Consider the following 18419-nt stretch of genomic DNA (forward strand, 5'->3'; position numbering starts at 1 on the left):
CTCCGGACTCGTACGAGAGCGCCCCGCTCGGTCGGTGACCGAGCGGGGCGCTTTCGCGTGTGCCGGGTGCGTCAGTGCTCGACGCCGTCCTCCAGCTTCTGGCCCTTCAGCAGGAACCAGGCCGCGACCGCGGTCGCGAGGAGGACCGCCGCGCCGACGCCGGCCGCGATCCGCAGGCCGTCGACGAACGCCTCCTGGGCGGCCGAGACCAGGGCCGTCGCGGTCTCCGGGGCGAGGGCGCCGGAGGCCTCGACCGCGCCGCCGAGCGACTCGTGGGCGGCCGACGCGACGCCGGAGGGAACGCCGGCCGGGGTGGCGAAGCCCTGGTAGACGCCGGTCACGATGGAGCCGAGGACGGCGATGCCGAGGGCGGCGCCGAGCTCGTACGCCGTCTCGGAGACGGCGGAGGCGGAGCCGGCCTGCTCCTTCGGGACGCTGGAGAGGATCACGTCGGCGGTGACGGTGAACGCGAAGCCGGCGCCCACGCCGACGACGAGCAGCGCGGCACCGAGCATCGGGTAGCCGGTGCTCCGGTCGATCGTCGTCAGGACCGCGAGGGAGAGGCCGACCGCCGCGAGACCGCCGGCCACCACGGACCGCACGGAGAAGCGGCGGGCGACGACACCGGCGATCAGACCGGCGGTGACGGCACCGATCGCGGCGGGCAGCTCGGCGAGACCGGCCTCAAGCGGCTGACGGCCCTGGACCAGCTGGAAGAACTGCGACAGGAAGAACACCAGGCCGGAGAGGCCGAGGATGGTCAGCAGGTCGGCGAGGACCGCGCCGGAGAAGCCGCGGTGGCGGAACAGGCGCATGTCCAGGAGCGGCGCGGGCAGGGTCAGCTGCCGGCGGACGAACCAGGCCAGGGCGGCGGCACCGGCGGCGGCGGCGATGCCCGCGTCGAGGGAGAGGCCGTGCGAGGCCAGTTCCTTGACCGCGTAGACGACGCCGATCATGCCGACGAGGGAGAGCGCGACGCTGGGCAGGTCCCAGGGGCCCGGGTTCGGGTTCTTCGACTCGGGGATCAGCTTGATGCCGACGAGGACCAGGACGGCCATGACGGGCAGGTTGATGAGGAAGACCGAGCCCCACCAGAAGTGCTCCAGGAGGAACCCGCCGACGACCGGTCCGACGGCGGCGCCGGCCGAGGCCATGGCACCCCAGATGCCGATGGCGAGGCTGCGCTCGCGCGGGTCGTGGAAGAGGTTCCGGATGAGCGCCAGGGTGGACGGCATCAGGGTCGCGCCGGCGACGCCGAGGAGCGCGCGGGCCACGATCATCATCTCGGGGCTGGTCGCGTAGGCGTTCAGGACCGAGACGGCGCCGAAGGCGGTGGCGCCGATCAGCAGCAGCTTCTTGCGGCCGATGCGGTCGCCGAGGCTGCCCATGGAGACCAGGAGTCCGGCGATGACGAAGGAGTAGACGTCGCCGATCCAGAGCAGCTGTGTGCCGGACGGCTTGAGGTCCTCGGAGAGGAACGGGGTCGCGAGGCCGAGCACCGTGGCGTCGACCGCCACGAGGAGCACGGCCAGGACGAGGACGGAAAGGGCGAGCCACCGGCCGGGGCGGCGCACGCCCTCGATATGGCTCTTGCTCTTGAGGGTGCTGGTGGTCACTTCTCCACGCTCCTGCGCGCTCCACCGAGCAGCAGCTCGGTGATCATGTACTGAAAGTCCTTGGCGGCGACCCGGCCGTCCTGTACGGCCCAGGCGCCGGAGCCGATGAGCCCGTAGAAGGCCTCGGTGAGCCAGGCGGGGGTCAGGTCGATCCGGAAGACGCCTTCGTCCTGGCCGCGCCGGAACAGCGCGGAGACCCGGGCGTCGAGGCGTTCCCAGCCCTCGTTCTGCTGGTCGCCCTCGAACAGCTGGTTCTCGGTCACCAGGAACGACAGCAGCGGCGCGACGGGCTCCACCTCGGCCACGAGCCGGCGCACGGCCTCGTCGGCCGGCCCTTCCTCGGTCCTGGCCCGGTCGTGCGCGGCCTCCAGCTCCTGCAGCCCCAGCTCCTCGAGCGCCCGCACCAGCGCGTCCCGCCCGGCGAAGTGCCGGTGCAGCGTCGCCCGGCCGATCCCCGCCGCGCGGGCGACCTCGTCCATGGTGGCGGTCGCCTTGCGCGAGAGCAGGGCGGCGGCGGTGCGGAGCACCTGCGTGCGATCGACTGACATGAGACAACCATACACCGAATGAGACGTTCGTGTCTCATTCTTGGGATGAGCTTCGCCCTATGCTCGACCGATGGACCCTTCCGTCACCCTGCGGGCCGCCGCGACAGCGGCCCTCCCCGCCCTCGTCCTCCGCCCCTGGTGCGCCCGGGACGTCCCCTCGCTCGTCGAGGCGTGCCAGGACCCCGTACTGCGCCGGTGGACGAGCCACCGGGTGGACGACGAGGCCGACGCGGCGCGGTGGCTGGAGAGCCGGCAGCGGGGCTGGGCCACCGGGGAACAGTTCGCCTTCGCGGTCCTGGAGGAAGGGCGCGGCGGGGAGGAGGGGGCCTTGGTGGGCCACGCGGTCCTCAAGGGGGTCTCTCCCGGCGGCCCGGCGGCCGAGGTCGGCTACTGGACCACCGCGCCCGCGCGCGGGAAGGGCGTCGCCCCGCGCGCCCTTGAGGCGCTCACGGAGTGGGCCTTCGGGACCTTCGGGCGAGACGGTCTGGAGCGGCTCGACCTGCTGCACCAGGTCGACAACGCGGCCTCGTGCCGCGTCGCCTCGAAGAGCGGTTACGCCCTCGACCGCGTCCTGCCGGCCACACCGCCCGCCTTCCCCCGCGACGGCCACCTGCACGTCCGGCGCGCGGGCGACCCGGGGCGGCCGGGCGCCTGAACCCGCAGTGCCGCGCGGGCCGGAACGCGCCGAGGCGCCGCCCGGAGGGGGCGGCGCCTCGGTGACGTGCGGAGTCCCGCGTGCGGGACTACTTCTGCTTGGCGGTGGACCAGGCGTGCTGGATGACGAGGTCGGCCTTGACCTCGACGAGCTGGGTGGCGACGGCGGAGGGGGCGGTGCCGCCGCGGCCGTCGCGGGAGGCGAGGGCGCCGGGGACGTTGAGGACGGTGCGGACCTCGGGGGTGAGGTGCTCGGAGATCTTGGCGAACTGCTCGTCGGTGAGCTCGTCGAGCTCCTTGCCCTCGGACTCGGCGACCTTGACGCACTCGCCGGCGACCTCGTGCGCCACCCGGAACGGCACGCCCTGCTTGACCAGCCACTCCGCGATGTCCGTCGCCAGCGAGAAGCCGGCCGGGGCCAGCTCCTCCATGCGCGCGCGGTTCACCGTGAGCGTGGCCATCATGCCGGTGAAGGCGGGGAGCAGGACCTCCAGCTGGTCGCAGGAGTCGAAGACCGGCTCCTTGTCCTCCTGGAGGTCGCGGTTGTACGCGAGCGGGAGGGCCTTGAGGGTGGCGAGGAGGCCCGACAGGTTGCCGATGAGGCGGCCGGACTTGCCCCGGGCCAGCTCGGCGATGTCCGGGTTCTTCTTCTGCGGCATGATCGACGAGCCGGTCGAGAAGGCGTCGTGGAGGGTCACGAAGGAGAACTCCTTCGTGTTCCAGATGATGATCTCCTCCGCGATCCGCGAGAGGTTGATGCCGATCATCGCGGTGATGAAGGCGAACTCGGCGACGAAGTCACGGGAGGCCGTCCCGTCGATCGAGTTGCCGGCCGAACCCCGCTCGAAGCCGAGGTCCTTCGCGACCGCCTCCGGGTCGAGCCCGAGCGAGGAGCCCGCGAGGGCGCCGGAGCCGTACGGGGAGACCGCGGTACGGGTGTCCCACTGCCGCAGCCGCTCCGCGTCCCGGGAGAGGGACTGGACGTGGGCCAGGACGTGGTGGGCGAAGAGCACCGGCTGGGCGTGCTGGAGGTGCGTACGGCCCGGCATGGCGACGTCCGGGTGCGCCTCGGCGAGCCCGACGAGCGCGTCCTGGAGCTCGGCGACGAGGCCGCCGATGATCCGGGCGTGGTCCCGCAGGTACATCCGGAAGAGCGTGGCGACCTGGTCGTTCCTGGACCGGCCGGCCCGCAGCTTGCCGCCGAGGTCCGGGCCGAGGCGCTCCAGGAGGCCGCGCTCCAGGGCGGTGTGGACGTCCTCGTCGGCGATGGTTCCGACGAAGGACCCGTCGGCGACGTCCGCCTCCAGCCGGTCGAGACCCGCCAGCATGCGCGTCAGCTCGTCCTCGGTGAGCAGGCCCGCCTTGTGCAGCACGCGCGCGTGGGCTCGGGAGCCGGCGATGTCGTACGGCGCGAGACGCCAGTCGAAGTGGACCGACGCGGACAGCTTCGCGAGGGCCTCGGCGGGGCCGTCGGCGAACCGGCCGCCCCAGAGCCGGACGTCACCGTTGTTGCTGCTCACTGCTGCTCCTCGATCGGACGTGGGCGGAAGACACGAGGTCGATGTTGATAGGCATAACTATGCGGACCGCCGTATGTTTTGTCAATCGCGGTTCGCGCGGCGGGCCGCGTCACGCGCGCGCGACGCCCGCGGCGACGAAAACCGGCGGCGCCCCGCACCACCCTGCCCCTACCCTCCGCCCATGGAAGACAGGGACACGACGGCGGCCGTCCGGCTCGCCCGGGGAACGCCGCTCGCCTCCACGATCGACACCTCCGACGCCTGCGCCTGGACGGGACTCGACCGCGCGGTACGGGAGCTCGCCCGCACGCGTCCGTCCGCGCCGCCCGCCCCGAACCCGCCGGCCCGCACACCCGACGAGCCCGCACTCGCCCTCGCGCTCTGCGCCCCCGACGGCCGGATACGCGAAGACGCCCTCCGGCACGCGGCCGGTCTGCCCCGGGCGGCGCTTCGGCCGCTGCTGCCCCTCGTGGCGATCCGCTGCGCGGACTGGGCGGCGCCGGTACGCGAGGCGGCGCGCGGCCTGCTCCGCACGGCGCTCGCCGACGCCGGGGCCGAGACGGTCCCGGTCCTCGCGGCCGTCGTCCTGCGGATCTCCGGACGCGGGCACGGCGGGGCGGCCCTGGACCTGCTGACGGCCGCGCTCCGCGACTGCCCGGGGCCCGTCCTCGACGCCGTCCTCGCGAGCGAGGACCGGGCCTCCCGGCGCCTGGCCCACCGGATCGCCGCCGAGCGGCGGCACCTCTCCCCCGAACGGTCGGCCCTGCTCGCCGCGACCGACCCGGACGTGGTGGTGCGGGACATCTGCGGGGACGGCGTCATCGCCGGGGTCGGTCCCGGGACCGGGACGGACCTGCTCGCGCCGCTGCTGCGCTCCCCGCACCCCCGGGTACGGGCGGCCGGCGTGACGGCACTGCGCCGGGCCGGACGCCCGGCGGAGGCCGAGGCGTTCCTGACGGACCGGTCGGCCCTGGTGCGGGCGTGCGCGCGGTACGTGCTCCGGCAGCACGGCACCGAGCCGGCCCCGCTCTACCGGGCACTGTGCTCGGCCGGCACGGTCCCCCGCACCGCGCCCCTCGGCCTCGCCGAGTGCGGCGACCGCGGGGACGCCGACCTGCTGTGGGGGCTCACGGAGCACCCGCTCCCCGGCGTCCGCGCCCACGCCGTGGCCGGACTGCGCGTCCTCCGGTCACCGGACGTGCCGCGTCTGCTGCTCCTGCTCGACGACCCCTCGCCCCGGGTCGTACGGGAGACGGTGGCCGCCCTCGTGCCCTGGGCGGACCGGCTGCCGCTCGACCCGCTGCGGACCCGCCTACGGCCGGAGTTCCCCGGGCACGTGCGCGTGGGGGCGTACCGGCTGCTGACCGCCGGGTGCACCGGCCCCGAGGCACGGAGGATCGCCTGGTCGCTCCTCGACGACGCCGAGCCGAAGCTGCGGTCGCACTCCCGCGCCCTGCTCCACCGCTGAGCGCCCGGCCCCCGGGTGCCGCCGAACGGCCCCGTACGGCAAGCGGGGACGTACCGCCGCACCTAGCGTCACGACATGCGCACCCTTCTCGTCCTCGGCGCCGCCCTGCTCTCGCTGGGCGCGGCGCCCGCACCCGCGCCCGTGCCGCTGCCCGAGCGGATGGCGGACACCGGGGGCGGTTCGCAGCTGATCACGGCGGAGGCGGCGGCCGCCGACGCCACGACGGGCACCGTCACGTGGTGGGACCGGCGGGGCGGGCGATGGGTCGCGGTGGGGTCGGCGCCGGCGCGGTTCGGGGCGAACGGGCTCACCGAGGGGACCGGTCGGCGGCAGGGGACGAACACGACGCCCACCGGGATCTACCGGCTGCCGTACGCGTTCGGAGTGCGGGCCGCGCCGGCCGGGACGCGGTTCGCGTACGCGCGGGCGACCGGGCGGTCCTGGTGGTGCCAGGACAACGACGCGCGCGCGTACAACCGCTGGGTGGAAGGGCTGCCGCCGGACTGCCGGGCGGCGGAGGCGGAGCGTCTCGTCGCGTACGGCACGCAGTACGCGTACGCGATGGTGATCGGGTTCAACTACGACCGGCCGGTGCGCGGGCGCGGGGCCGGGATCTTCCTGCACGTCAACGGGCGTGGCGCGACGGCCGGTTGCGTATCGGTACCGGCGGAGGCGATGCGCGCGGTGCTGGCCTGGGCGGATCCCGCGCGGCGGCCGCACATCGCCGTCGGAACGCGGGGCGGTCCGACGGCGATCACGCGCTACTGAGCGGCGAAGCGGCTCACTTCTGGGCCAGCTTCAGGAGGTGGTCGGCGAGCGCCTGGCCACCGGTGGGGTCCCGGCTGATCAGCAGCAGGGTGTCGTCACCCGCGATCGTGCCGAGGATGGCGTGCAGTTCGGCCTGGTCGATGGCCGACGCGAGGAACTGGGCGGCACCCGGCGGGGTCCGCAGGACCACCAGGTTCGCCGAGGCCTCGGCGGAGATCAGCAGTTCGCCGGAGAGGCGCCGCATGCGCTCCTCCTTGGCCGACTCGCCCAGCGGGGCCTGCGGGGTGCGGAATCCGCCCTCGCTGGGCACCGCGTAGATCAGCTCGCCACCGGTGTTGCGGATCTTCACCGCGCCGAGCTCGTCGAGGTCGCGGCTGAGCGTCGCCTGGGTGACGCTCAGTCCGTCGTCCGCGAGGAGCTTGGCGAGCTGGCTCTGCGAGCGCACCGGCTGCCGGTTGAGGATGTCGACGATCCTGCGGTGGCGGGCGGTGCGGGTCTGCGGAACGGACGGCCCTCCGTGCTCGTTCTCCTGCGCGTCGGTCATCGTCGTCTCATTCTCCGCTTCGTCCTTGCCCGTTCGCCACGTCGAGGACTCCGGGCAGGGCCTGGAGGAAGGCGTCCGCCTCGGCGTCGGTGAGGAGCAGCGAAGGCATGATCCGTACGACATCGGGGGCGGGCGCGTTCACCAGGAGGCCGGCGTCCTGGGCCGCCTGCTGCACCTGGGGTGCGAGGGGCCCGGTGAGCACGATACCCAGCAGGAGGCCCGCACCACGGACGTGGGAGACCAGAGGGTGCCCCAGACCCTCGATTCCCTGGCGCAGCCGCTCCCCGACCGCCTTCACGTGATCGAGGGCCGCGTCGGCGCCGAGGGTGTCCAGAACGGCGAGGCCGGCGGCGCAGGCGACCGGGTTTCCGCCGAAGGTGGTGCCGTGGTGGCCGGGCCCGAAGAGCTCCGCGGCCTCCCCGAAGGCGACCGTGGCGCCGAGCGGCAGACCGCCGCCGAGCCCCTTGGCGAGGGTCACGACATCCGGCTCGACACCCTCGTGGGCCTGGTACTCGAACCAGTGGCCGCACCGGCCGACGCCGGTCTGCACCTCGTCGAGGACGAGGAGGGTGCCGGTGGCGCGGGTGATCTCTCGGGCGGCCTTGAGATAGCCGGCCGGCGGGACGACGACGCCGTTCTCGCCCTGGATGGGCTCGATGATCACGAGGGCGGTGTCCTCGGTGACCGCGGCCCGCAGCGCCTCGACGTCCCCGTACGGCACGTGGGTGACGTCGCCGGGCAGCGGCAGGAACGGGGTCTGCTTGGCGGGCTGGCCGGTGAGCGCGAGGGCTCCCATGGTCCGGCCGTGGAAGCCGCCCTGGGTGGCCACCAGGTGGGAACGGCCGGTGAGCCGGCCGAGCTTGAACGCGCCTTCGACCGCCTCGGCGCCGGAGTTGCAGAAGAAGACCTTGCCGGGCCGGCCGAAGAGGCTCAGGAGCCGCTCGGCGAGCGCGACGGGCGGCTCGGCGACGAACAGGTTGGAGACGTGGCCGAGGCTCTGGATCTGCCGGGTAACGGCCTCGACGACCGCCGGGTGGGCGTGGCCGAGGGCGTTGACGGCGATGCCGCCGACGAAGTCCAGGTACTCCTTGCCGTCGGCGTCCCAGACCTTGGCGCCCTCACCGCGGACCAACGGCAGCTTGGGAGTGCCGTAGTTGTTCATGAGAGCGCCCTGCCACCGCTGGGTCAGCTCCGCGTTGGTCGGCTTGTCGCTCATTTCGCCCCCTGATCGTCCGGCACGACCATCGTGCCGATGCCCTCGTCGGTGAAGATCTCCAGCAGGATCGAGTGCTGCACCCGTCCGTCGATCACGCGGGCCGTGGTGACCCCGTTGCGCACGGCGTGCAGGCAGCCCTCCATCTTGGGGACCATGCCGCTGGAGAGCTCGGGCAGCAGCTTCTCCAGCTGGCTCGCGGTGAGCCGGCTGATGACCTCGTCGCTGTTCGGCCAGTCCTCGTAGAGGCCCTCGACGTCGGTCAGGACCATCAGGGTCTCGGCGCCAAGCGCCGCAGCGAGTGCCGCAGCCGCCGTATCAGCATTGACGTTGTAGACATGTCCGTCGTCCTGGGAGCGGGCGATCGAGGAGATGACCGGGATCCGGCCGTCCTCCAGGAGCGCCTCGATGGCGCCGGTGTCGATGGCGGTGATCTCGCCGACCCGGCCGATGTCGATCCGTTCGCCGTCTATGACCGGCTGGTGCTTGATGGCGGTGATGGTGTGGGCGTCCTCGCCGGTGAGTCCGACGGCGAGCGGGCCGTGCTGGTTGAGCAGCCCGACGAGCTCGCGCTGGACCTGGCCGGCGAGCACCATCCGTACGACGTCCATGGCGTCCTCGGTGGTGACCCGCAGGCCGGCCTTGAACTCGCTCACGATGCCGTGCCGGTCGAGGGCGGCGCTGATCTGGGGACCGCCGCCGTGCACCACGACCGGCTTGAGGCCGGCGTGCCGCAGGAAGACGACGTCCTGGGCGAAGGCGGCCTTGAGGTCGTCGTCGATCATGGCGTTGCCGCCGAACTTGATGACGACCGTCTTGCCGTGATGACGGGTGAGCCAGGGAAGAGCCTCGATGAGAATCTGGGCCTTCGGGAGGGCGGTGTGTTTCCGCGCGGTGTTGGTCATGACGAGTACGCGCTGTTCTCGTGGACGTAGTCGGCGGTGAGGTCGTTCGCCCAGATGACGGCGGACTCGGACCCGGCCGACAGGTCGGCGGTGATGGTGACTTCCCGGTAGCGCATGTCGACGAGGTCACGGTCCTCGCCGACGGATCCGTTCCGGCAGACCCAGACGCCGTTGATGGCGACGTTCAGCCGGTCCGGCTCGAAGGCGGCCGCCGTGGTGCCGATGGCGGAGAGCACCCGGCCCCAGTTGGGGTCCTCGCCGTGGATGGCGCACTTGAGGAGGTTGTTACGGGCGATGGAGCGGCCCACCTCGACGGCGTCGTCCTCGGTCGCGGCGTTGATCACCTCGATGCGGATGTCCTTGCTGGCCCCTTCGGCGTCGCCGATGAGCTGGCGGGCGAGGTCGTCGCAGACGGCCCGCACGGCCTCGGTGAACGCGTCCGCGGCGGGGGTGATGCCGGAGGCGCCGGAGGCGAGCAGGAGGACGGTGTCGTTGGTGGACATGCAGCCGTCGGAGTCGACCCGGTCGAAGGTGACCCGGGTGGCGCCCCGGAGGGCGCCGTCGAGGCCCGCGGCGTCGACGTCGGCGTCGGTGGTGAGGACGACGAGCATGGTCGCGAGGCCGGGGGCGAGCATGCCCGCGCCCTTGGCCATGCCGCCGACCGTCCAGCCGTCCCGCGTGACCACGGCGGTCTTGTGGACGGTGTCGGTGGTCTTGATGGCGATGGCGGCCTTCTCGCCGCCATGCTCGGAGAGTTCGGCCGCGGCCGTCTCGACGCCGGGGAGAAGCTTGTCCATCGGGAGCAGGACGCCGATGAGGCCGGTGGAGGCCACGGCGACCTCGCCGGCGCCGACCTCGGTGCCCTGCTTGGTGAGGACCTCGGCCACCTTCTCGGCGGTGGCGTGGGCGTCCTGGAAGCCCTGCGGGCCGGTACAGGCGTTGGCGCCGCCGGAGTTGAGGACGACCGCGGTCAGCTCGCCGTCCGCGAGGACCTGCTGGGACCAGACGACCGGGGCGGCCTTGACGCGGTTGGAGGTGAAGACTCCCGCGGCGGCGCGGCGGGGCCCGGTGTTGACCACGAGGGCCAGGTCCGGGTTGCCGTTCGACTTGATCCCGGCGGCGATGCCCGCCGCCGTGAATCCCTTCGCTGCGGTGACGCTCACGGAGCGACTCCAATCGTGGAAAGTCCAGTGCTCTCGGGGAGCCCGAGGGCGATGTTCATGCTCTGCACCGCGCCGCCGGCGGTGCCCTTGGTGAGATTGTCGATGGCGCTGATGGCGATGATCCGGTTCGCCGCCGCGTCGTACGTGACTTGCACCTGAACGGCGTTGGAACCGTAGACGGACGCCGTGGCGGGCCACTGTCCCGCGGGCAGCAGGTGCACGAACGGCTCGTCCGCGAAGGCCTTCTCGTAGGCGGCCCGTACGGACTCGGCGGTGACGCCCGGCTTCGCGGCGGCGGTGCAGGTGGCGAGGATGCCGCGGGGCATCGGGGCCAGGGTGGGCGTGAAGGACACGGTGACCCGCTCCCCCGCCGGACCGCTCAGGTTCTGGATCATCTCGGGGGTGTGACGGTGGCCGCCGCCCACGCCGTACGGCGACATGTTGCCCATGACCTCGCTGCCGAGCAGGTGCGGCTTGGCCGCCTTGCCCGCGCCCGAGGTGCCCGAGGCGGCGACGATCACGGCCTCCGGCTCGGCGAGCCCGTTCGCGTACGCCGGGAAGAGCGCGAGCGAGACGGCGGTCGGGTAGCAGCCGGGTACGGCGACGCGCTTGGACCCCTCCAGCGCGGCGCGCGCGCCCGGCAGCTCCGGAAGGCCGTAGGGCCAGGTGCCGGCGTGCGGCGAGCCGTAGTACGTCTCCCAGTCGGCCGGGTCCACGAGCCGGAAGTCGGCCCCCATGTCCACGACCAGCACGTCCGGGCCCAGCTGCTCGGCCACCGCGGCGGACTGCCCGTGCGGCAGCGCCAGGAACACGACGTCGTGCCCCGCGAGCTCCTCCGCCGTCGTCGGCACGAGCACCCGGTCGGCGAGCGGCAGCAGATGCGGCTGCAGCGCCCCGAGGCGCTGCCCCGCGTTCGAGTGCCCCGTCAGAGTCCCGATCTCCACGTCCGGGTGCCCCAGAAGCAGACGCAGGAGCTCTCCGCCCGCATACCCGCTCGCGCCCGCCACTGCTACTCGTACCGTCATGGAAACCCTCCTCATGGATGGCATGACTATACGTGCCTCCGCAGTTTTATGCAACGACTATTCGGCCCATGCGGGACCCACCGCCGGACTCAGGGCCTGGGGGCGCCGAACCAGCGGGAGAGGTGGGGGAGGAGGGCGGGCTGGGTGGCGCCGATCCAGGCGATGTGGCCGTCGGGGCGGAGGAGGACGGCGGGGAGGTCGAGCTCGGCGCCGGTGGTGAGGTCGTGGGCGGGGCCGGTGACGTGGTCGACGCGGTCGGTCCAGCCGTCGACGGAGAGGTGGCCGGCGCGGTCGAGGAGGAGGCCGCGGCCGGTGCGGAGGAGCTCGAAGAGGCGGCCGTCCTTGAGGTCGAGGTCGCGGAGGCGGCGGCCGAGGAGTTCGTGGCCGTCGCCGAGGTCGTACCGGACGCCGACCGCGGTGATGAGGCCGGTGACGTAACGGTTGACCTCCTCGAAGTCCATGAGCGTGGAGAACAGCGCGCGGAGCGCGGTCGCGCCGGGGTCGGTGCCGAGGAGGGTGATCTGCGCCCGGGTGTTGTCGAGGACGGCGGCGCCGACCGGGTGGCGCTCGGCGTGGTAGGTGTCGAGGAGGTCCTCGGGGGCCCAGCCGGCGACCGTCGCGGCCAGCTTCCAGCCGAGGTTGAACGCGTCCTGGACACCGAGGTTGAGGCCCTGGCCTCCGGTGGGCGGGTGGATGTGCGCGGCGTCGCCGGCGAGCAGCACCCGGCCGACGCGGTAGCGCTCGGCCTGCCGGGTGGCGTCGCCGAAGCGGGAGAGCCAGCGCGGCGAGTGGGCGCCGAAGTCCGTACCGGCGACGGCCCGCAGCCGCTCCTTGAACTCCTCCAGGGTCGGCGCCGCCGTGCGGTCCTCGGAGACGCCGTCGGCGGGGGCGACGACGCGGTGCAGACCCTCCCCCAGCGGGACGACGCCGAACCGGAGCTGGGTCTTGCGGACCTCCTCGACGACGGCGGCGACCGTCTCCGCGTCCGCCGTCAGCTCCATCTCGCCGAGCAGCGTCTCGACCCTGGCGGGCTCGCCGGGGAATCCGACGCCGATCAGCTTGCGGACCGCGCTGCGGCCCCCGTCGCACCCGACGAGGTAGCGCGAGCGCAGCACCTCGCCGTCCGCGAGCTCGACGGTCACCCCTTCCTCGTCCTGGGTCAGCCCGACCACCTCCCGGCCGCGCCGGATGTCGACGCCGACTTCGAGGGCGTGCTCGTTGAGGATGCGCTCGGTCACGGGCTGGGGTGTGGCGAGCCCGTACGGGTGGGCCGTGTCCAGCTCGGCCGGCCACGGCTTCGCGATGCCGCCGAAGAGACCGCCGACCTGGAACTTCTCGCTGACCGCGAGGAACCGGTCGAGCAGGCCGCGCAGATCCATCAGCTCGACGCTGCGCGCGTGCAGCCCCTGGCCGCGGGACTGCGCGGTCGGCTCCGCCAGCTTCTCCAGCACCACCACGTCCACACCGGCGAGCCGCAGCTCGGAAGCCAGCATGAGGCCGGTCGGTCCGCCACCGACCACGATCACGTCCGTCATTCGGGTTCCCCGTTCTCAGCACTCTGGGACCCCTGAGCGTTTCCGCAGGTCAGGGGGCTTGCCTGAGCATTCTGAGGGACGAGGGGGGCCTTGCCGCAAGACCCCCTGTGCGCTATACCTTGAGAGTGGCAAGGGGTGCGGAACTCCTTGCCTTTTCTTTTTGCCGACGGCTTGCCCACGACTTGCCCACGACTTGCCGGCGGCGGTCGGCGAGGGTCCGCGGGGGGCCTTCGCCCCAGGGTGAGTCACACCCGGCGTTGCATGACCATGCGGAATGATGCATACTCTTCCTATGTCCAAGGTCCTCACCTCCCTGCCCGCCGGCGAGCGCGTCGGCATCGCCTTCTCCGGCGGCCTCGACACCTCGGTCGCGGTCGCTTGGATGCGCGACAAGGGCGCCATCCCGTGCACCTACACCGCCGACATCGGCCAGTACGACGAGCCCGACATCGCCTCGGTGCCCGGTCGCGCCAAGACCTACGGCGCCGAGATCGCGCGCCTGGTCGACTGCCGCGCGGCGCTGGTCGAGGAGGGCCTTGCCGCACTCACCTGCGGGGCGTTCCACATCCGCTCGGGCGGCCGCGCCTACTTCAACACCACGCCGCTCGGCCGAGCCGTCACCGGCACCCTGCTCGTGCGGGCGATGCTCGAGGACAACGTCCAGATCTGGGGCGACGGCTCCACCTTCAAGGGCAACGACATCGAGCGGTTCTACCGCTACGGTCTGCTCGCCAACCCGCACCTGCGGATCTACAAGCCCTGGCTCGACGCGGACTTCGTGACGGAGCTCGGCGGCCGCAAGGAGATGTCGGAGTGGCTGCTCGCCCACGACCTCCCCTACCGCGACAGCACCGAGAAGGCGTACTCCACCGACGCCAACATCTGGGGCGCCACCCACGAGGCCAAGACCCTGGAGCACCTCGACACGGGCGTCGAGACCGTCGACCCGATCATGGGCGTGAAGTTCTGGGACCCGTCGGTCGAGATCGCCACCGAGGACGTCACCATCGGCTTTGAGCAGGGCCGCCCGGTGACGATCAACGGCAAGGAGTTCGCCTCCGCCGTCGACCTCGTCATGGAGGCCAACGCCATCGGCGGCCGCCACGGCATGGGCATGTCCGACCAGATCGAGAACCGGATCATCGAGGCCAAGAGCCGGGGCATCTACGAGGCCCCCGGCATGGCCCTGCTGCACGCCGCGTACGAGCGCCTGGTCAACGCGATCCACAACGAGGACACCCTCGCCCAGTACCACAACGAGGGCCGCCGTCTCGGCCGGCTCATGTACGAGGGCCGGTGGCTCGACCCGCAGGCCCTCATGGTCCGCGAGTCGCTCCAGCGCTGGGTCGGCACCGCCGTCACCGGCGAGGTGACCCTGCGGCTGCGGCGCGGCGAGGACTACTCGATCCTCGACACGACGGGCCCGGCGTTCAGCTACCACCCGGACAAGCTCTCCATGGAGCGCACCGAGGACTCGGCCTTCGGCCCGGTGGACCGGATCGGCCAGCTCACCATGCGGAACCTCGACATCGCCGACTCGCGCGCCAAGCTGGAGCAGTACGCCGGCCTCGGCCTCATCGGCGGCGGCAGCCCCTCCATCGGTGCCGCCCAGGCGGCCGCCACCGGCCTCATCGGCACCATGCCCGAGGGCGGCGCCGAGGCCATCGCCTCCCGTGGCGAGGTCTCCGACGACGACGAGATGCTGGACCGCGCCGCGATGGAGTTCGGCACCGACTGACCCGTACACCCGGCACCGGAAAAGGCCGGCCCGACGCCTATGGCGCCGGGCCGGCCTTTTCCGTAACTTCACACGCCGTACGAGAACGATCGGATCGGGCGGACGTCGAAGACGTCCGCCGGGGGGAAGTGCGCGATGACGGAGACGGCACAGGCGGTTCGCCAGGAGGCCGAACGGGACTGCCCGGACTGCGGGGTACGGCTCACGGACGGCGGACAGTACGTCACCTGGTGCGCCGCCTGCGACTGGAACGTGGACCCCGGCGAGCGCGACGAGGAGCCGCGCGGCCGGATCGAACGCCTCCGGCGGCGGCTGGCCCAGCGGCACGGTGAGCAGCTCTACGCGGAGGTCTCGACGGGCCCGGCGGAGGCCGCTCCCCTGGAGGCGCGGCGGGGGCTCGGGTCGGCCGGTGGGCTGGCGGCCGGGCTCGCGGTGGCGGTGCACGGGGTGACGGTCTCGCTGTTCGCGGGCGGGCTGTGGCTGCTCGTGGCGGAGTGGGGGGTCGGGTTCCTGCCGGCGTTCGGCGGCCTGATGATCGGGCTCGCCGTCGTGCTGCGGCCACGGTTCCGCAAGCTGGCGCGGATCTCGGGCGACCGGCCCGTCCTACGGCGGGCGGACGCGCCGGAGCTCTTCGCGCTGCTCGACGAGGTCGCGGAGCAGGTCGGCACGCGTGGGGTGCGGACCGTGGTGGTCGGCGCCGAGGCCAACGCCTCGGTCAGCACGTACGGCATCCGCCGGCACCGCGTGCTCCGCCTGGGTCTCGGCCTGTGGCGGATCACGTCGCCGCAGGAACGGGTGGCGCTCCTCGGCCACGAGTTCGGCCACTACGCGCACGGGGACACCCGGCACGGCTTCCTCGTCGGCAGCGCCTTCGAGTCCCTGGCGACCTGGCGCTACACGCTGGCCCCGCACGCGTCCACCGGCCTCCTGGACGACCTGGCCAATCTCCTGACCGCTCCGCCCCGGCTGCTCGTCGAGGGAGCGCTCGTCCTGCTCGAGCACCTCACCCTGCGCGACTCCCAGCGCGCCGAGTACCTCGCCGACTCGTCCGCCGCGCGGGTCGGCGGCGCGGTCGCGGCGGCCGCCGTGATGGACCGCCTCCTCGTCGCCGGCAGCGTCGACGGCGAGCTCCGCCGGGAGATCGTCGCGGCCAGGACCCGGATCGGCGGCGCGCGCCGCGAGGACCCCGCCGAGGGGCTGTGGGAGCGCATCGCCGCGTACGGCGCGTCGGTTCCGGAGCGCGAGTACGAGCGGCTGCGCCGGGCCGCCGAGCGGCGCGGGCACCAGGTGGACTCCACCCATCCCCCGACCCATCTGCGTCACCGCCGGCTGGCGGAGGGCGAGCCGGTCGCCGCCCGGATCGTGCTCGATCCGACGCGGTCCGCCCGGGTCGAGGCGGAACTCGCCGAGCCCGCCCGCCGCGTGGCCAGGGATCTCGTACGGGGCTGACCCGGGGTTCGCGGGGGCCGGCGACGGGCTCGGCCGGGGCGCTCACTGTCACATCCGGGCGGGCGGTTGCGTCAACCGGGTGACGGAACCTACGAGGAGTGAGGGAGACGCCATGTCCGACGACACGTTTCTGACGGCCCTGACCGTCCGCTTCGACGCGTACGAGGACCAGCTGCGGGCCGTGGCACTCCGGATGATGGGCTCGGACGCCGAGGCCGAGGAGATGCTCGCGGCGGCGCGGGCCTCACTCGGCCGGGAGGAGGGCGCCACCGCGCGCGCGTGGCTGACGGCCCTCGTGGGCCGGACCTGCGTGCGCGGCCTGCGGGAGCGGGCGGCGGCCGGACCGCCGCCCGCCGCCGCCGCTCCCGGGACGAAGGGCGGCGCGGCCGGGGCTGATGTCGAGTCCGTGTGGCTGGCGTTGCTCGTCGTCCTCGAGTCGCTGGGGGCCGATGAGCGGCTCGCGTACGTGCTGCACGACGTGTTCGGGCTTCCTCCGGAGGAGGCGGCGCGGATCACCGGCGGGGCGCCGGTGGAGGCGGCGCGGCTGGCGCGAAGAGCGCGGGACCGGATCCGGGGCGTCGGGGAGGGCCCGGCGCCGGATCCGGGGCGGCAACGGGCGGTCGTGGACCGGTTCCTGACGGCGGCACGCGCGCGTGACGCCCGGGCGCTCGCGGCCGTCCTCGATCCGGACGTGGTGGCGTACTCGGACCGCGGGCCGGTGCACGGCGCCCCGGCGGTCGCCGAGGGCGCCGCCGCCTTCGCCCGGTTCGCCGACGTGTCCCGGCCCGCCCTGGTCGACGGGGCCGTGGGCGCGGTCGCGTTCGCCGCCGGACGCCCGGTCGCGGCCCTGATGTTCACCTTCCGCAAGAACCGCATCGCCACCCTCTCCGTGACCACCGGCGAGGACCGGGTCCGCGCCCTCGACCTCGCCTTCCCCGACTCGTGAGACCGCCTGGCCTGACGCCATGACGCTCCCGCGACTGGGGCGGATAGCGGTGGGGTGAGGCCGGTCGGGCCCGCCGGGTGGGGCGGGCCCGAGGCGGCTAGGCGCGGCGTACGGCGCGGAGGACGACGAACTTGCGGTCGCTGGCGACGAGTTCGCTGTTGCCGAAGATGCGGCGGAGGGTGACGTGGTAGCCGAGGTGGCGGTTGCCGACGACCCAGAGCTCGCCGCCGGGGCGGAGTGCGCGGCGCGCGTCGGCGAACATGCGGCGGGCGGTGCGGTCGGTGGTGGCCTGGTGGCTGTGGAACGGGGGGTTGTTGAGGACCAGGTCGACCGAGCCTGCGGGCAGGTCCGAGAGGCCGTCGCCGACGATGAACTCCGCCTTGCGCCCGCCGCCCACGTGGGTGCGGAAGTTCTCCTCGGCCGAGGCGACCGCGGGGTACGACTCGTCGGCGAAGACCAGCTCCGCCTCGGGTTCGTGCAGGGCGATGGCGAGGCCGACGACGCCGTTGCCGCAGCCGAGGTCGGCGACCCTGGCCCGGCCGAAGCCGCCGGGGAGGTTGGCGAGGAGGAAGCGGGTGCCGATGTCGAGGCGGTCGGCGCAGAAGACGCCGGCGTGATTGGTGACGGTGAGTCCGGGGAGGCCGGGCGCCGGGGTGTCGGCCGGGAGGTCGTACCGGTACGGCCAGGGGTTCCGGCCCGGGGTGAGGGACGGGTCCGGGGTGGTGTGGATCAGCCGGGCCTTCTTCACCGCGAGCGAGGTGCGGGTGGGCCCGATGATCCGCTCGAAGAGCTTGAGGGTGGAGGTGTGGATGTCCTTCACCATGCCGGTGCCGACGACCACGGTGCCTTCGTGCACGGCGGGCGCGAGCCGGTGCAGCTGGTCCTCCAGGAGCGCGAGGCTCTTGGGGACGCGGACGAGGAGCACGTCGATCCGCGCGGGCGGCTCGTCCTCGGTGGTGAGCAGACGCACGGCGTCCGCGGCGGCCCCGGCACGGGCCAGGTTGGCCTGGGTCGCCTGGCGTCCGAGGTAGGAGTCGGAGATCTGGACGAGCTCGCCTGGCCCCGCTGCCTGCAGGGCGGTGACGAGGGCTCCCCAGCGGTCGCCGAGGACGGCGACGGTGCCGGACAGGTCGGTACCGGTCTCGGCGAGGTGGCCGAGGAGGTACTCGTCGGACGCGTCCCAGGCGCGCAGCTGGTCGCGCGGGTCCTCGGGGAAGCGGGTCAGCGTGAAGGCGCCCCATGACGTGGTCAAACGGTTCATCGTGTGCTCAGGCTAGCCGGTCGCGGGCGATCGGCCCGCCGGACGCTCGTCTGTTCGGCGCAGGAC

At 73.3% G+C, this 18419-nt stretch carries 16 protein-coding genes; 6 read left to right on the plus strand and 10 right to left on the minus strand.

The annotated features are described in order from the left end of the window. Positions 1 to 71: 71 nt before the first annotated feature. Together ACZ7G1_RS23535 and ACZ7G1_RS23540 are read right to left on the minus strand one after the other, a co-directional pair. The gene (locus tag ACZ7G1_RS23535; protein ID WP_470875824.1) at positions 72 to 1616 is read right to left on the minus strand and encodes an MFS transporter; all 1545 of its coding nucleotides are present in this window, start codon (positions 1614 to 1616) and stop codon (positions 72 to 74) included. Then, a complete protein-coding gene (locus tag ACZ7G1_RS23540; protein ID WP_470875822.1) occupies positions 1613 to 2164 on the minus strand; it encodes a TetR/AcrR family transcriptional regulator in 552 nt (183 codons plus the stop codon). The genes ACZ7G1_RS23535 and ACZ7G1_RS23540 overlap by 4 nt, the downstream gene beginning before the upstream one ends. A gap of 70 nt (positions 2165 to 2234) precedes the next feature. On the opposite strand from ACZ7G1_RS23540, the gene ACZ7G1_RS23545 reads away from it, so the two are divergent. Continuing rightward, the gene (locus ACZ7G1_RS23545) at positions 2235 to 2819 is read left to right on the plus strand and encodes a GNAT family N-acetyltransferase (protein ID WP_470875821.1); all 585 of its coding nucleotides are present in this window, start codon (positions 2235 to 2237) and stop codon (positions 2817 to 2819) included. An 88-nt stretch (positions 2820 to 2907) separates the two neighbouring features. Here the strand turns inward: ACZ7G1_RS23545 and argH are convergent, their stop codons facing one another. Further along, a complete protein-coding gene (gene argH, locus ACZ7G1_RS23550) occupies positions 2908 to 4338 on the minus strand; it encodes an argininosuccinate lyase (RefSeq protein WP_470875820.1) in 1431 nt (476 codons plus the stop codon). 181 nt (positions 4339 to 4519) lie between these two features. On the opposite strand from argH, the gene ACZ7G1_RS23555 reads away from it, so the two are divergent. Together ACZ7G1_RS23555 and ACZ7G1_RS23560 are read left to right on the plus strand one after the other, a co-directional pair. Next, positions 4520 to 5806, plus strand: a complete 1287-nt coding sequence (locus ACZ7G1_RS23555) for a hypothetical protein (protein ID WP_470875819.1) — start codon at positions 4520 to 4522, stop codon at positions 5804 to 5806. 75 nt (positions 5807 to 5881) lie between these two features. Further along, positions 5882 to 6574, plus strand: a complete 693-nt coding sequence (locus ACZ7G1_RS23560; RefSeq protein WP_470875818.1) for a L,D-transpeptidase family protein — start codon at positions 5882 to 5884, stop codon at positions 6572 to 6574. A gap of 13 nt (positions 6575 to 6587) precedes the next feature. Here ACZ7G1_RS23560 and ACZ7G1_RS23565 read toward each other — a convergent pair whose 3' ends face one another. The 6 genes from ACZ7G1_RS23565 to rox form a co-directional block, all read right to left on the minus strand. Then, positions 6588 to 7118: an arginine repressor gene (locus tag ACZ7G1_RS23565; RefSeq protein WP_033206443.1), complete on the minus strand. Its 531-nt coding sequence runs from the start codon at positions 7116 to 7118 to the stop codon at positions 6588 to 6590. A gap of 7 nt (positions 7119 to 7125) precedes the next feature. Continuing rightward, entirely contained in the window at positions 7126 to 8334 is a 1209-nt protein-coding gene (locus tag ACZ7G1_RS23570; RefSeq protein ID WP_470875817.1) for an acetylornithine transaminase, read from the minus strand. Beyond that, positions 8331 to 9236 carry an acetylglutamate kinase gene (gene argB, locus ACZ7G1_RS23575; RefSeq protein WP_470875816.1) on the minus strand — a complete coding sequence of 302 codons (906 nt, stop codon included), beginning with the start codon at positions 9234 to 9236 and terminating at the stop codon, positions 8331 to 8333. Before argB ends, ACZ7G1_RS23570 begins: the two co-directional genes overlap by 4 nt. Continuing rightward, entirely contained in the window at positions 9233 to 10399 is a 1167-nt protein-coding gene (gene argJ / locus ACZ7G1_RS23580) for a bifunctional glutamate N-acetyltransferase/amino-acid acetyltransferase ArgJ (RefSeq protein WP_470875815.1), read from the minus strand. The genes argB and argJ overlap by 4 nt, the downstream gene beginning before the upstream one ends. Further along, positions 10396 to 11424, minus strand: coding sequence for an N-acetyl-gamma-glutamyl-phosphate reductase (gene argC / locus ACZ7G1_RS23585; protein ID WP_470875814.1), 1029 nt, complete (start codon positions 11422 to 11424; stop codon positions 10396 to 10398). The genes argJ and argC overlap by 4 nt, the downstream gene beginning before the upstream one ends. A gap of 89 nt (positions 11425 to 11513) precedes the next feature. Next, entirely contained in the window at positions 11514 to 12959 is a 1446-nt protein-coding gene (gene rox, locus ACZ7G1_RS23590; protein ID WP_470875813.1) for a rifampin monooxygenase, read from the minus strand. A 292-nt stretch (positions 12960 to 13251) separates the two neighbouring features. On the opposite strand from rox, the gene argG reads away from it, so the two are divergent. The 3 genes from argG (at position 13252) to ACZ7G1_RS23605 (ending at position 17092) form a co-directional block, all read left to right on the plus strand. Then, on the plus strand, positions 13252 to 14697 hold the full coding sequence (gene argG / locus ACZ7G1_RS23595; RefSeq protein WP_470875811.1) for an argininosuccinate synthase: 1446 nt from the start codon (positions 13252 to 13254) through the stop codon (positions 14695 to 14697). Between the two features lie 135 nt (positions 14698 to 14832). Next, the gene (locus ACZ7G1_RS23600; RefSeq protein ID WP_470875809.1) at positions 14833 to 16146 is read left to right on the plus strand and encodes a M48 family metallopeptidase; all 1314 of its coding nucleotides are present in this window, start codon (positions 14833 to 14835) and stop codon (positions 16144 to 16146) included. 112 nt (positions 16147 to 16258) lie between these two features. After that, positions 16259 to 17092, plus strand: a complete 834-nt coding sequence (locus tag ACZ7G1_RS23605; protein ID WP_470875807.1) for a sigma factor-like helix-turn-helix DNA-binding protein — start codon at positions 16259 to 16261, stop codon at positions 17090 to 17092. 97 nt (positions 17093 to 17189) lie between these two features. On the opposite strand, the gene ACZ7G1_RS23610 is transcribed toward ACZ7G1_RS23605, so the two are convergent. Next, the gene (locus tag ACZ7G1_RS23610) at positions 17190 to 18353 is read right to left on the minus strand and encodes a methyltransferase (protein ID WP_470875805.1); all 1164 of its coding nucleotides are present in this window, start codon (positions 18351 to 18353) and stop codon (positions 17190 to 17192) included. Positions 18354 to 18419 lie beyond the last annotated feature (66 nt).

Source organism: Streptomyces sp. NPDC037273 (assembly GCF_055603625.1).

What these genes read in the sequence shown, in the direction of transcription:
- ACZ7G1_RS23540 (WP_470875822.1), bottom strand. Translation starts at nt 2,164, where the DNA reads ATGTCAGTCGATCGCACGCAGGTGCTCCGCACCGCCGCCGCCCTGCTC.
- ACZ7G1_RS23545 (WP_470875821.1), top strand. Translation starts at nt 2,235, where the DNA reads ATGGACCCTTCCGTCACCCTGCGGGCCGCCGCGACAGCGGCCCTCCCC.
- ACZ7G1_RS23555 (WP_470875819.1), top strand. Translation starts at nt 4,520, where the DNA reads ATGGAAGACAGGGACACGACGGCGGCCGTCCGGCTCGCCCGGGGAACG.
- ACZ7G1_RS23560 (WP_470875818.1), top strand. Translation starts at nt 5,882, where the DNA reads ATGCGCACCCTTCTCGTCCTCGGCGCCGCCCTGCTCTCGCTGGGCGCG.
- ACZ7G1_RS23565 (WP_033206443.1), bottom strand. Translation starts at nt 7,118, where the DNA reads ATGACCGACGCGCAGGAGAACGAGCACGGAGGGCCGTCCGTTCCGCAG.
- ACZ7G1_RS23570 (WP_470875817.1), bottom strand. Translation starts at nt 8,334, where the DNA reads ATGAGCGACAAGCCGACCAACGCGGAGCTGACCCAGCGGTGGCAGGGC.
- argB (WP_470875816.1), bottom strand. Translation starts at nt 9,236, where the DNA reads ATGACCAACACCGCGCGGAAACACACCGCCCTCCCGAAGGCCCAGATT.
- argC (WP_470875814.1), bottom strand. Translation starts at nt 11,424, where the DNA reads ATGACGGTACGAGTAGCAGTGGCGGGCGCGAGCGGGTATGCGGGCGGA.
- rox (WP_470875813.1), bottom strand. Translation starts at nt 12,959, where the DNA reads ATGACGGACGTGATCGTGGTCGGTGGCGGACCGACCGGCCTCATGCTG.
- argG (WP_470875811.1), top strand. Translation starts at nt 13,252, where the DNA reads ATGTCCAAGGTCCTCACCTCCCTGCCCGCCGGCGAGCGCGTCGGCATC.
- ACZ7G1_RS23600 (WP_470875809.1), top strand. Translation starts at nt 14,833, where the DNA reads ATGACGGAGACGGCACAGGCGGTTCGCCAGGAGGCCGAACGGGACTGC.
- ACZ7G1_RS23605 (WP_470875807.1), top strand. Translation starts at nt 16,259, where the DNA reads ATGTCCGACGACACGTTTCTGACGGCCCTGACCGTCCGCTTCGACGCG.
- ACZ7G1_RS23610 (WP_470875805.1), bottom strand. Translation starts at nt 18,353, where the DNA reads ATGAACCGTTTGACCACGTCATGGGGCGCCTTCACGCTGACCCGCTTC.